Below are 12,413 nucleotides of genomic sequence, written 5' to 3'. Positions count from 1 at the left end.
ATCTTGAAAAAAAAGATCAAAAGATCGCAGCCTTCGGCAGCTCCTACAGGGGTATTGCGTGTATCAGGAGCCTACATAGGCGGTTTTCACCACGGTGTAGAACTCTTGTGCATAGCGGCCCTGCTCACGGGAGCCGTAGGACGAACCTTTACGCCCGCCGAACGGTACGTGGTAATCCACACCGGCGGTCGGCAGGTTGACCATCACCATCCCGGCCTGGGAGTGGCGCTTGAAGTGGTTGGCGTACTTCAGCGAGGTGGTGGCGATGCCGGCCGACAAGCCGAATTCGGTGTCGTTGGCCATTGCCAGCGCAGCTTCGTAATCGGCCACACGAACAATATTGGCCACCGGGCCGAAGATCTCTTCGCGGCTGATGCGCATCGACGCTTCGCTGTCGGCGAACAGCGTTGGCGCGAGGAAGTAGCCCTCGGTGTCGCAAGTCACCACACCGCCGCCGCTGACCAGACGTGCACCTTCGGACTGGCCGATGTCGATGTACTTCATGTCCTGTTCCAGCTGCGCCTGGGAGACCACCGGACCGATGTCGGTGCCGGCCTTCAGCGCGTGGCCGACCTTGATCGACTTCATGCGCTCGGCCATCGCTTCAACGAACTTGTCGTGAATGCCGGCGGTGACGATCAGACGGCTCGATGCTGTGCAGCGCTGGCCGGTGGAGTAGAACGCGCTCTGCACCGACAGCTCGACCGCTTGCTTGAGGTCGGCGTCGTCGAGAATGATCTGCGGGTTCTTGCCGCCCATTTCCAGCTGCACCTTGGCCTGGCGCGAAACGCAGTTGACGGCGATCTGGCGGCCAACGCCCACCGAACCGGTGAAGCTGATGCCGTCGACTTTCGGGCTGTTGACCAACGCCTCGCCAACCACGCGACCGCTGCCCATTACCAGGTTGAACACACCGGCCGGGAAGCCCGCGCGGGAGATGATTTCGGCCAGCGCCCAGGCGCAGCCCGGCACCAGATCGGCAGGCTTGAGCACGACGCAGTTGCCGTAGGCCAGGGCCGGAGCAATTTTCCACGCCGGGATGGCGATCGGGAAGTTCCACGGCGTGATCAGACCGACCACGCCCAGGGCTTCGCGAGTGACTTCGACGTTGACGCCCGGGCGTACCGACGGCACGTAGTCACCGGACAGACGCAGGCATTCACCGGCGAAGAACTTGAAAATGTTGCCGGCGCGGGTCACTTCACCGATCGCCTCCGGCAGGGTCTTGCCTTCTTCACGGGCCAGCAGGGTGCCAAGCTCTTCGCGACGGGCGAGAATTTCCGTGCCGACTTTATCCAGCGAATCGTGACGAGCCTGGATGCCCGACGTGGAGTACGCCGGGAACGCAGCGCGGGCAGCGTCGATTGCGGCGTTGACCTGGGTCAGGTCAGCCTTGGCGTAGTCGCCGATGGTGTCGCTGAGTTCGGACGGGTTGATGTTGGCCGAGTAATCGGCACCGGCGACCCATTCGCCATTGATGTAGTTGTCGTAGCGTTTTGCAGTTGTCACAGGGCAGCCCTCAACTCTAAAAGCCTTCACGCAAAAAGCCGCTGATTGCTCAGCGGCCTCGCTTCTCTCGCTTATTGCGCGCCTTGCTTGTCGATCAGCGCGGCGAGCATTTCGTACTCTTCGCCGGTCAGGTCGGTCAGCGGCGCACGCACCGGACCTGCGTCATAGCCGGCGATTTTTGCACCTGCCTTGACGATACTCACCGCGTAACCGGCCTTGCGGTTGCGGATGTCCAGGTACGGCAGGAAGAAGTCGTCGATGATCTTGCCGACGGTGGCGTGATCTTCGCGAGCGATCGCGTGGTAGAAGTCCATCGCGGTTTTCGGGATGAAGTTGAACACCGCCGAGGAGTACACCGGCACGCCCAACGCCTTGTAGGCAGCGGCGTAGACTTCGGCGGTCGGCAGACCACCCAGGTAGCTGAAGCGATCACCGAGGCGGCGACGGATCGACACCATCAACTCGATATCGCCCAGGCCATCCTTGTAGCCGATCAGGTTCGGGCAGCGCTCGGCCAGACGTTCCAGCAGCGGCGCGGTGAGACGGCAAACGTTGCGGTTGTAGACGACCACGCCGATCTTCACCGATTTGCACACGGCTTCAACGTGGGCGGCAACACCGTCCTGGCTCGCTTCGGTCAGGTAGTGCGGCAGCAGCAGCAGACCTTTGGCGCCCAGACGCTCGGCCTCCTGAGCGTATTCGATGGCCTGGCGGGTCGAACCACCGACGCCGGCGAGGATTGGCACGCTGGTCGCGCAGGTATCGACGGCAGTCTTGATGATTTCCGAGTATTCGCTGGCGGCCAGGGAGAAGAACTCACCGGTGCCACCGGCGGCGAACAGAGCCGAAGCGCCATACGGAGCCAGCCATTCCAGGCGTTTGATGTAGCCCGCGCGGTTGAAATCGCCCTGCGCGTTGAAATCGGTCACCGGGAAAGACAGCAGGCCGGCAGAGAGGATGGACTTCAGTTCTTGTGGATTCATTATTCGAACACCCTGGTAGCAACGTTTTATTGTGAGTGGACCGTTCAGCCTTCGCCGAAGTTGTAGGTCATCGTACAACTTAAAAAATAACCGTCAACTGCATTTCATCGTTGGCAGGGCTTTTTTGTCGGACAAGATTGGCTTTTGCGCTTTATGAAATGGCTACAAGGCTCGCGCTTGACGCGTTCGAGGGCTGAAATATCTGGTCTGGATTCGTTTAATTCTGAGGCGACCTGCGGCTCGTAAAGTACGTCGACTGCCACGAAGGATCGTGGCGGACCACACAAAGGAAGCCGCTATGTCGATGCATTTTGCCGCCCCCACCCTCACCCACGTCGCCCCTGCGCAAGACGATTGCGTGACGCTTCAGCTCTCGCAATTGCCGGACATCCTCACCGTGCAGGTCCCGGATTCCAGCGATTTCGCAGCAAACTGGAGCGTCTACGCGGTCCTCGGCAGCGATGCCGAGGAACCTGAATGGGAAGGTGATGAGGTGGACACTGGCGCCTGGGACGACGCCGAGGATGAAATGGAAAAGTTGCTCGACATCGAGGTGCAGCTGCCGAAAGAGGCATTGCAACCGTACCTGAACCGCGAGGTGGAGCTGCGTTACAAGTTTCGCGATGAGTCGAGCATGGAGCCGTATTCGCTGCCGCTGCGATTGCGCATAGAGGCGTAAGACTCAGCTTCGCTGCGCCTGCGCCTCTTCATGGGCCTGGCGCAGTCTTTCACGGCTATTGGTCAGGTGCAGACGCATCGCCGCACGCGCGGCATCGGAGTCCTGACGGGCAATCGCGTCGTAGATTTCCTCGTGCTCGCGGCTCAGGCGGCTCATGTAGTGCTGTTGATCATCGTGGGCCAGCCGCGCCGAGTTCAGCCGCGTACGTGGAATGATGCTGGTGCCCAGGTGCGTCATGATGTCGGTGAAGTAGCGGTTGCCGGTGGACAGGGCAATTTCCAGGTGGAAAGCGAAGTCCGACGACACCGCATCGCTGGCATGGGAGGCGCTTTCGTTCAAGGCGTCGAGGGCGGCGCGCATGGTTGCCAGTTGCTCGGGACTGCGGCGTTGCGCGGCTAGGCCGGCGGACTCGACTTCGAGGCTGATGCGCAATTCGAGAATCGCCAGCACGTCACGCAGGGTGACAACGGTGGCCGGATCAATGCGGAAACCGCTCGGGCTCGGCGTATCGAGAACAAAGGTGCCGATGCCATGGCGGGTTTCTACCTGGCCGGCGGCCTGCAGACGGGAAATTGCCTCGCGGACCACGGTGCGGCTGACGCCATGGGCTTCCATGATCGCCGACTCGGTGGGCAACTTGTCGCCACGCTTGAGCAGGCCATCGCGGATCTGCTCGCTCAACACCGTCACCAATTCCTGGGCGAGGCTGCGGCGCTTGCGGGGGAGGCGCGGGGTGTCGATCAGCTTTTCCATGGTCTGCATCTTGTCTCGAAAGTTCGGCTTGGCGCCATCATAGCTCAAGCGGGTTGTACGATCACCGGGCAGATCACATTGCCCCACTGTGGGAGCGAGCCTGCTCGCGAAAGCGGTGGTTCAGACGACAGATTCGTCGACCGATATGACCCCTTCGCGAGCAGGCTCGCTCCCACAGGTGGGTGTTCAGACAGTTATGGCCTGTTCGACCAGACGACCGCTGTCGATCCGGACGTGCCGTGGATGGAATCGTTTCAAACTGCTTCGGTGACCGACGCTGACAATGCTCAGCCCCGGAATCTCATCGATCAACGCCTGATACAAGGTCGCCTCGTCCTCTTCATCCATCGCCGATGTAGCCTCGTCCATGTACAGCCATTGCGGTGCGTAGAGAAGCGCGCGGGCGAAGGCCAGGCGTTGCTGCTCACCCGGCGAGAGCATGCGTTGCCAGTGATTGGCTTCATCCAGCCGCCCGACCAGGTGTGGCAGACGGCAAGTTTCCAGCACCTGTGCATAACGTTCCGGCGCGTAGGTGTCGCCCGGTTGTGGATAACTCAACGCTTCACGCAATGTGCCGATCGGCAGATAAGGCTTCTGCGGCAGGAACAGATAACGCGCCGCCGGCAAACGAATATTGCCGTGCCCCGCCGGCCACAAATGCCCCATCGCTCGCAGCAGTGTCGACTTGCCGCTGCCGGACCGCCCGCTGAGCATCACGCGCTCACCCGGTTCAACGGTCATGTCGGCGTCGGTCAGCAGGTGACGACCATCGGCCAGATCGAGGCCGAGGTTGTGCACCTGCAACTCACTGCCCTGGTTCTGCACGTCGATGGCCGGGGTGCGTTGTTCGTTGTCGCTCATGGCCTGACGGAAACTCAGCAAACGATCACAGGTGGCGCGCCACGCGGCGAGATCCGAGTAGGCGGTGATGAACCAGCTGAAATTCTCCTGCACGTTGCCGAACGCCGAGTTGATTTGCATCAGCTCGCCCAGTTCGATCTTGCCGGACAGATAGCGCGGTGCGGCGACGACAAACGGGAAAATGATTGCGATCTGCCCGTAGCCGGAGGTGAAGAACGTCAGGCGCTTGGACACGCGCATGATGTCCCAGAAATTGTGCCAGACCAGTCCGAAGCGATTACTCAAGCGGCGGTTTTCATTGGGTTCGCCGTTGTACAAGGCGATGCTTTCCGCATTCTCACGCACGCGCACCATGGAAAAACGCAGGTCTGCTTCGAAGCGTTGTTGCTTGTTGTTCAGACCGATCAGACGGCGACCGATCAAATGCGTCAACCAACTGCCGACCGCTGCGTACAGCAGCGCGCACCAGAACATGTAGCCGGGAATCTCGATGCCGAACACTTCAATACTGCCCGACACGCCCCACAAAATGATCGAGAACGACACCAGACTGACAATCGTGCGCAGCAGCCCGAGGCCCAGGCTCAGGGTGTTGGCGGTGTAAGTGTTGAGGTCTTCGGAAATCCGCTGGTCGGGGTTATCGGTATAACCGCCCTGCTCCAGCTGGTAGTAATTCTTGTGGTCCAGCCAGCGCTTGAAGTGCTTTTCGGTCAGCCACGCCCGCCAGCGGATCGTCAGCATCTGCGTCAGATACAACCGATACACCGCGCCGAGAATCGCCACGGTCGCGATCCCGCAGAAATACAGGATCAACTGCCAGAACGCGGCTTCATCCTTTCTCTGCAAAGCGTTGTAGAAATCCTTGTACCAACTGTTGATCCACACCGAAATCGCCACGCTGAACAGCGTCAGCGCAATTACGGCAATCAGCAACGTCCAGGCCTTGCCCTTCTCTTCGCTGCGCCAGTAAGGCGTGGTCATCGCCCAGACTTTGCGAAAAAACTGCCCGCGCACAGCATCGTTGACCGCGGAATATTCAGCGTTCTGATTCATGGATAAGGCTCGATAGTAAAAAGAACGGACACGCGCCGATCATAGATGATCGGCGCGATTCATCGCGAGGGCTGGCGATAGTCGTTCAGCGCAGGTTCAGCGACGCACCGGGCGCTTCTGCAGTTTGCGCTGCAAGGTGCGGCGGTGCATGCCCAGCGCGCGGGCCGTGGCGGAAATATTGCCTTCGTGCTCGGTGAGCACGCGCTGGATGTGCTCCCATTGCAGACGATCGACCGACATCGGGTTTTCCGGCACCAGACTGTCGAGATCGGCGTGCTCAGACAGCAGCGCGGCCAGCACGTCGTCGGCATCGGCGGGTTTGCACAGGTAGTTGCAGGCGCCACGCTTGATCGCCTCGACTGCCGTGGCAATGCTCGAATAACCGGTGAGGATCACCACGCGCATTTCCGGATCGAGTTCCAGCAGCTTGGGCAGCAGGACCAGACCGGAGTCGCCGTCCATTTTCAGGTCCAGCGCAGCGTAATCAGGCAGATCGGCCTGGGCGATGGTCAGGCCTTCTTCAGCGGAACCGGCAGTGCTGACGCGAAAGCCACGACGGGCCATGGCGCGGGCCATGACGCGGGTGAAGGTCGCGTCGTCGTCGACCAGCAGCAGATGCGGCAGTTCTTCGCCTTCGACTTGGATTTCGTCACTCATGTTGGTCTCCTCGGGCGCCGTGGGGCAGGCGCAGCTCGGTGAGCGTGCCGCCTTCCTCATGACTATAGAGTTTCACTGAGCCGCCGGCGCGTGTCACGCTGGCCTTGCTCAAAAACAGGCCCAGGCCGAAACCTTTGCCCTTGGTGGTAAAAAACGGCTTGCCGATCTGCTCGGCGATGGCCAGCGGCACACCGGCGCCGTGGTCGCGAATGCTGATCGTCAAAGTCTCTGCGTCCCAGTCGAGGGTCACCTGGAGATTTTCCGGGCAGGCGTCGGCTGCATTGTTGAGCAGATTCAGCAATGCCTGGGTCAGATCCGGCGGCGGCGCCATGCGCGGCACCGCCCCCTGACCGAGACGCTGGAAGCGATAACTGGCTTCCGGGCGCATCAGGTGCCAGCGGTTCAGCGCTTCGTCGAGCCAGTCGGTAACGTCCTGCATCTCCACCGCCAGACGCCGATTGGCCTCGGCGGCACGGACCAGTTGCTGCAAGGTTTCCTTGCACAGCTTGACCTGATCCTGCAGCACTTTCAGATCGTCCTGCAGCAGTGCATCGGGGTGATCCTGCTGCATTTCCTTGAGCAACACGCTCATGGTCGCCAGCGGTGTGCCCAATTCATGCGCCGCACCGGCGGCCTGGGTCGCAACGGCGAGCAGCTGCTGATCACGCAGCCCTTCCTCCCGGCGGATCGCGCGCAATTCTTCCTGCCGGCGCAGCTCTTCAGCCATACGCGCGGCGAAGAACGTGATGACCGCAGCAGCCAGGGCAAAGCTCAGCCACATGCCGTAGATCTGCAGATTCTCACGGGCGACCGGCAGGGTTTCCAGCGGATAGAAACGCGTCAGCATCAGCGTGTACAGCGCCAGCGCGATACCGGACAGAATCACCGAATAACGCCACGGCAAGGTCACCGCCGCGATGGTCAGCGGCACCAGATAATAGGAAACGAAGGGGTTGGTCGAACCGCCGGAGAAATACAGCAGCGCACTGTGAATCACCAGATCGCAGGCCAGTTGCAGCGCGTATTCGAGCTCGGTCACCGGCCACGATGTGCGCAGGCGCACGGCAGTGAACACGCAGAGCAGAATCGAACAGCCCAGGGTCATCGCCAATTGCACCCACGGCAACGGCAGCAATTGCAGCCAGTAGGCCAGACCCACGGACCCGGCCTGCGCGGCGAGCACAAGTGTGCGGATGAAAGTCAGCCGCCAGAGGTTCTGGCGAGTGGCGGAAGTCAGTTGTACGGGGGCGAGCATGAGCTCTCCTGATGAGCGCTCCAGGCGGATCGCACGGAGTATAACCAAGGCGCGGGGTTCAGAGGCGAAAGTGCGGCAAACGACCACATGGCGACGATGGAGAATTCATCTGAGTTGAAGAAGATTCCGAGGGCTATTGGAGATCAATTGTGGCGAGGGGATTTATCCCCGCTGGGTGGCGGAGCCGCCCCCAAATCATGCGACCTCATTTAACCAGAAATACCGTATCAGCCGGATTTGCGCCTGCTGCGCAGCCGATCGGGGATAAATCCCCTCGCCACAGAAGCACTCCCCACTGCGCGCAGGTATCTGTATAGAAGTTGTAACTGGGCGAACCGGATCATAGAAGTTAGAGTCTGATGGTTCACGCAGGCCGCGACCCATCACCTGCGCCTCATTCAAGGAGCCTTCATGCACACATTTCGCCGCAGCGCCGCCCTCCTCGCCCTGACCGTCGGCAGCGTCGCCAGCCTTCCGGCGCTGGCCGCCGATGAGCTGCACTACAACCAGATTTCCCTGCGCGCCGAAGTCAGCCAGGAAGTGGCCCGCGACCAGATGATCGTGACGCTCTACACCGAAGAGCAGAACACCGACCCGGCCAAACTCGCCGCCGCCATCAGCACCACCATGAACAAGGCCACCGCCCAGGCCAAACAAGTCAAAGACATCACCCTGCGCACGGGCAGCCGCAACAGCTATCCGATCTACGACACCAAAGGCCAGAAGATCACCGGCTGGCGCGAACGCGCCGAACTGCGCCTGGAAAGCACCGACTTCGCCGCCCTGTCAAAACTCACCGGCGAGCTGCTGACCGACCTGAAAATGGGCGGCATGGACTTCGCCATCGCCGACCCGACCCGCAAGGCCAGCGAAGACCAGTTGCTCAAAGAAGCCGTCACCGCCTTCAAGACCCGCGCCCAACTGGCCACCGACGCCCTGGGCGGCAAGGGCTACAAAATCGTCAACCTGAACCTCAACAGCAACGGTTACCCACAACCGTACCTGCGCGCGCCGATGATGATGAAAGCCGCGGCCATGGATTCCGCCCCGGTGACCCCGGAAGTTGAAGCCGGCACCAGTCAGGTCAGCATGACCGCTGATGGCTCGATTGAAGTGTTGATGCAGTGATTTGAGCTTGGCTGAATGAAGGACCGGCAATCAGCAAATGGTTGCCGGTTTTTTTGTGTCCGGGTTTTGTAGTGAAGGATCCACCGCTATCGCGAGCAGGCTCGCTCCCACAGGTTGAACGCATTTCCATGTGGGAGCGAGCCTGCTCGCGAAGAACGATGACGCGATCTCAAGCGTGCGGATCAACCCGATCCAGCGCCCGATTCACCGCCAGCTCCGCCAGCATGATGATCTGCTGAATCGCCAGCGCCGTATTGCGCTGCGGCCTACCAAGCTGATCGGCAAAATCGCTGGCCAGCGTATTGGCTGAAGCAAGGGACTCACAGGCGTGAGCCAGCAGGCTTTCGGTGTCGATGTCGGGCCGGACCAGAAACATCGTGCTGGCCTGATGGGGTTTGCCGGGTGGCGGGCAGAGATAGAAATCGAGGGCACGCTTGATGGCTTCGCGGTTCTTCGCGAGATCGTCGGCACGCAGCGCGGCTTCGAGGGGGGTTGAGGTTTCTTCGGGTGGGTCGGGGACTGGTTTGCTCATGCGCTTCACCTATGAGGTTGAGCCATCTCGATGCCGTTTCTCACACGACGAAGAGGTGGCAGCTTTGTGCGGGGTGAGAAAACCGGTCATAGGCACCCGGCCGGACATAAGCCCGCCCGCACAGAGCCGCCATAACGCACTTGCAGGCAGCAAACTTGCTGGCGGCAATTATGCGGATCTGGGCACTGAATGACTATGAATGTCGGGTTCTCACACCCGATCGCTGAACAACCAGCGACGACCCAAGCCTAGAGAGCGCACGTCCGACGGACAACCTGAAAACCTTGTGGGAAGGTTCTGGCTGTTTCGCAGCGGATTTAAACAGCAAAAAAGCAAACCCTCACCCTAACCCTCTCCCAGAGGGAGAGGGGACTGACCGAGGTGTTTGGGGGAGGTACGCCAACGTGAAACTCCGAGTTGAACTCAGGATTTGAAAAGCACACAAATCAGCCCCTTCTCCTCGGGGAGAGGGCTGAGGTGAGGGGCAAATCCACAACAAAAATAACGCCGAACACCCGCTCTTCACCACTCAATAGGCCGAGTGTCAGCTCGCCTGCTCTTGATCTTGATCCACCGGCGACGTCGGAAGGCTGAGTGGAGGGATTGATCCGGGTGTGGGAGCGCAGCGACCGTTCGACGAAGTCGAACACAGCGGAAGGAGGTGCAGCGAAGCAAACCGGAGCCGCTGCGCCCGGATCAGTCCCGCAGCGAAGGAACCCGAGCCTGCGAGGGCCGAACGCAGGAGCAAGCCTTTTCGGTTACCTTTTTGGCGTTTGAAAAAGGTGACCCGCCGTAAGGGCGGAACCGCAATCCGCAACACCCGCAGAAACGGATATACACCCAAAACCCAAGAGCCTGGTCGGCCCAAAGGCCGCCAAGGTGCCACCAATCGAAACACCCAGTTGCACCAAGTAAAACTCCCCAATCCCTGCCCCAATCCACCCCACCAAAGCCCACCGCGAAAATCCCTCAACCCCGCCCATCCCAAAGGGTATAAATAAGTAACACCAAGCCCCACCCAAGCGCACCCGACACCTTCAGCGCACCATTTCAGTGCCCCGAATGCACCGCAAAAACCACCCGCAAACGGTCAAATGCGTCAAAAGTTATACGGATGCGACATTAAGGTACGTTCGTGCCACCGTTTAACGCCGCCGACTGCTCTGGATCTTGCATTGGGTATGGGGCCTGCATAAGTATCCGCAGGCACGACTCACGAGGTCGTACCTCACAACTAAAAAATGACAACAAATCATGAGGCCAACATGCTTAAACACGCGGTCATTCCGTTTCTAGTCGGCGCAGGCTTGTTAGCCTCCGCACCTTTCGCCACCGCTGCGACTAACCTGGTGTTCTGCTCCGAAGGGAGCCCGGCCGGTTTTGATCCAGGCCAGTACACCACCGGAACCGACTTCGACGCCTCAGCCGAAACCATGTTCAACCGCCTGACCCAGTTCGAGCGCGGCGGCACCGCCGTGATTCCTGGCCTGGCGACCAAGTGGGACATTTCCGACGATGGCCTGACCTACACCTTCCACCTGCGTGAAGGCGTCAAGTTCCACACCACCCCGTATTTCAAGCCGACTCGTGAGTTCAACGCCGACGACGTGCTGTTCACCTTCAATCGCATGATTAACAAGGATGACCCGTTCCGTAAGGCGTACCCGACCGAATTCCCGTACTTCACCGACATGGGGATGGATACCAACATCACCAAGATCGATAAAGTCGACGACCACACCGTCAAGTTCACCCTGAAAGAAGTCGACGCCGCGTTCATCCAGAACATGGCCATGAGCTTCGCGTCCGTGCAGTCCGCCGAATACGCGGCCCAACTGCTCAAGGATGGCAAAGCCGCCGACATCAACCAGAAGCCGATCGGCACCGGCCCGTTCGTGTTCAAGAGCTACCAGAAAGACTCGAACATCCGTTACACCGGCAACAAGGATTACTGGAAACCTGAAGACGTGAAGATCGACAACCTGATCTTCGCCATCACCACCGACCCGTCGGTGCGTATCCAGAAGCTGAAAAAGAACGAGTGCCAGGTCACCCTGTTCCCGCGTCCGGCCGATCTGAAAGCGCTGAAAGAAGACAAGTCCCTGAAGATGCCGGATCAGGCTGGCTTCAACCTGGGCTACATCGCTTACAACGTGATGGACAAGGTCAAGGGCAGCAACGAGGCCAACCCACTGGCTGACCTGCGTGTGCGCCAGGCGCTGGACATGGCCGTGAACAAGCCGCAGATCATCGATTCGGTTTACCAGGGCGCCGGCCAACTGGCGGTCAACGCCATGCCACCGACCCAGTGGTCCTACGACACCACGATCAAGGATGCCAAGTACGACCCTGAGAAAGCCAAACAGCTGCTCAAGGAAGCCGGCGTCAAGGAAGGTACCGAGATCGTCCTGTGGGCGATGCCGGTGCAGCGTCCGTACAACCCGAACGCCAAACTGATGGCTGAAATGCTCCAGTCCGACTGGGCCAAGATCGGCTTGAAAGTGAAGATCACCAGCTACGAGTGGGGCGAGTACATCAAGCGTTCCAAAGGTGGCGAGAACCAGGCCATGATCATTGGCTGGAGCGGTGACAATGGTGATCCGGACAACTGGCTCAACGTTCTGTTCGGCTGCGACTCGCTGAGCGGCAACAACTTCTCCAAGTGGTGCGACAAGAAGTTCGACGGCCTGGTGAAAGAAGCCAAACGCACTACCGACCAGGGCAAGCGCACCGAGCTGTACAAACAGGCGCAACACGTCCTCAAAGATGCAGTTCCAATGACACCTATCGCTCACTCGACGGTGTATCAACCCATGCGCGCCAACGTGCAGGATTTCAAGATCAGCCCATTTGGCCTGAATTCCTTCTACGGCGTCAGCGTCAGCAAGTAAGACATTGCAACGGCGGCGTTTCTGACGTCGCCGTTGCTTTATCTACCGGGAAAAAAGGAAAAGGCCTACACCCAAATCCGCCGCAGATGATTGCTTCGGTATAGGCGCGTCG

The 12,413-nt window shown here is 59.9% G+C and carries 10 protein-coding genes; 3 read left to right on the top strand and 7 right to left on the bottom strand.

Going from position 1 to position 12,413, the window contains the following annotated elements:
* Positions 1-63: 63 nt before the first annotated feature.
* Positions 64-1,509: an aldehyde dehydrogenase family protein gene (locus tag AB4N41_RS12930; protein WP_041477963.1), complete on the bottom strand. Its 1,446-nt coding sequence runs from the start codon at positions 1,507-1,509 to the stop codon at positions 64-66.
* A gap of 71 nt (positions 1,510-1,580) precedes the next feature.
* Positions 1,581-2,492: a 5-dehydro-4-deoxyglucarate dehydratase gene (gene kdgD, locus AB4N41_RS12925; RefSeq protein WP_039759443.1), complete on the bottom strand. Its 912-nt coding sequence runs from the start codon at positions 2,490-2,492 to the stop codon at positions 1,581-1,583.
* A 298-nt stretch (positions 2,493-2,790) separates the two neighbouring features.
* Between kdgD and AB4N41_RS12920 the strand changes: the two genes are divergently transcribed.
* Complete coding sequence (locus tag AB4N41_RS12920; protein WP_150636096.1) at positions 2,791-3,171, top strand: hypothetical protein; 381 nt, start codon at positions 2,791-2,793, stop codon at positions 3,169-3,171.
* Positions 3,172-3,174: 3 nt separating this feature from the next.
* Here AB4N41_RS12920 and AB4N41_RS12915 read toward each other — a convergent pair whose 3' ends face one another.
* The 4 genes from AB4N41_RS12915 to AB4N41_RS12900 form a co-directional block, all read right to left on the bottom strand.
* Positions 3,175-3,924 carry a FadR/GntR family transcriptional regulator gene (locus AB4N41_RS12915; protein WP_177327011.1) on the bottom strand — a complete coding sequence of 250 codons (750 nt, stop codon included), beginning with the start codon at positions 3,922-3,924 and terminating at the stop codon, positions 3,175-3,177.
* A gap of 186 nt (positions 3,925-4,110) precedes the next feature.
* Positions 4,111-5,838 carry an ABC transporter ATP-binding protein/permease gene (locus tag AB4N41_RS12910; RefSeq protein ID WP_056782917.1) on the bottom strand — a complete coding sequence of 576 codons (1,728 nt, stop codon included), beginning with the start codon at positions 5,836-5,838 and terminating at the stop codon, positions 4,111-4,113.
* A gap of 96 nt (positions 5,839-5,934) precedes the next feature.
* Positions 5,935-6,495 (bottom strand): response regulator transcription factor, encoded by a 561-nt coding sequence (locus AB4N41_RS12905; protein ID WP_003221630.1) that lies wholly within the window; start codon positions 6,493-6,495, stop codon positions 5,935-5,937.
* Positions 6,488-7,750 carry an ATP-binding protein gene (locus tag AB4N41_RS12900; RefSeq protein WP_016771713.1) on the bottom strand — a complete coding sequence of 421 codons (1,263 nt, stop codon included), beginning with the start codon at positions 7,748-7,750 and terminating at the stop codon, positions 6,488-6,490. Before AB4N41_RS12900 ends, AB4N41_RS12905 begins: the two co-directional genes overlap by 8 nt.
* A gap of 411 nt (positions 7,751-8,161) precedes the next feature.
* Here AB4N41_RS12900 and AB4N41_RS12895 point away from each other — a divergent pair, with 411 nt between their 5' ends.
* Positions 8,162-8,878: an SIMPL domain-containing protein gene (locus AB4N41_RS12895; protein WP_016771714.1), complete on the top strand. Its 717-nt coding sequence runs from the start codon at positions 8,162-8,164 to the stop codon at positions 8,876-8,878.
* Positions 8,879-9,047: 169 nt separating this feature from the next.
* Here the strand turns inward: AB4N41_RS12895 and AB4N41_RS12890 are convergent, their stop codons facing one another.
* Positions 9,048-9,410: a DUF6124 family protein gene (locus AB4N41_RS12890; protein ID WP_252877445.1), complete on the bottom strand. Its 363-nt coding sequence runs from the start codon at positions 9,408-9,410 to the stop codon at positions 9,048-9,050.
* Between the two features lie 1,265 nt (positions 9,411-10,675).
* Between AB4N41_RS12890 and AB4N41_RS12885 the strand changes: the two genes are divergently transcribed.
* Complete coding sequence (locus tag AB4N41_RS12885; protein ID WP_016771716.1) at positions 10,676-12,301, top strand: ABC transporter substrate-binding protein; 1,626 nt, start codon at positions 10,676-10,678, stop codon at positions 12,299-12,301.
* Positions 12,302-12,413: the final 112 nt, after the last annotated feature.

This window comes from Pseudomonas sp. S2_A10 (genome assembly GCF_054668465.1).
The sequence above is the reverse complement of the archived record's forward strand: the minus strand, read 5'-3'. Positions and strand labels throughout refer to the sequence as shown.

Excerpts from the sequence above, each read along its gene's own strand:
- AB4N41_RS12895 (WP_016771714.1), top strand. The coding sequence starts at position 8,162 with ATGCACACATTTCGCCGCAGCGCCGCCCTCCTCGCCCTGACCGTCGGC.
- AB4N41_RS12890 (WP_252877445.1), bottom strand. The coding sequence starts at position 9,410 with ATGAGCAAACCAGTCCCCGACCCACCCGAAGAAACCTCAACCCCCCTC.
- AB4N41_RS12915 (WP_177327011.1), bottom strand. The coding sequence starts at position 3,924 with ATGGAAAAGCTGATCGACACCCCGCGCCTCCCCCGCAAGCGCCGCAGC.
- AB4N41_RS12885 (WP_016771716.1), top strand. The coding sequence starts at position 10,676 with ATGCTTAAACACGCGGTCATTCCGTTTCTAGTCGGCGCAGGCTTGTTA.
- AB4N41_RS12910 (WP_056782917.1), bottom strand. The coding sequence starts at position 5,838 with ATGAATCAGAACGCTGAATATTCCGCGGTCAACGATGCTGTGCGCGGG.
- AB4N41_RS12905 (WP_003221630.1), bottom strand. The coding sequence starts at position 6,495 with ATGAGTGACGAAATCCAAGTCGAAGGCGAAGAACTGCCGCATCTGCTG.
- AB4N41_RS12920 (WP_150636096.1), top strand. The coding sequence starts at position 2,791 with ATGTCGATGCATTTTGCCGCCCCCACCCTCACCCACGTCGCCCCTGCG.
- AB4N41_RS12900 (WP_016771713.1), bottom strand. The coding sequence starts at position 7,750 with ATGCTCGCCCCCGTACAACTGACTTCCGCCACTCGCCAGAACCTCTGG.
- kdgD (WP_039759443.1), bottom strand. The coding sequence starts at position 2,492 with ATGAATCCACAAGAACTGAAGTCCATCCTCTCTGCCGGCCTGCTGTCT.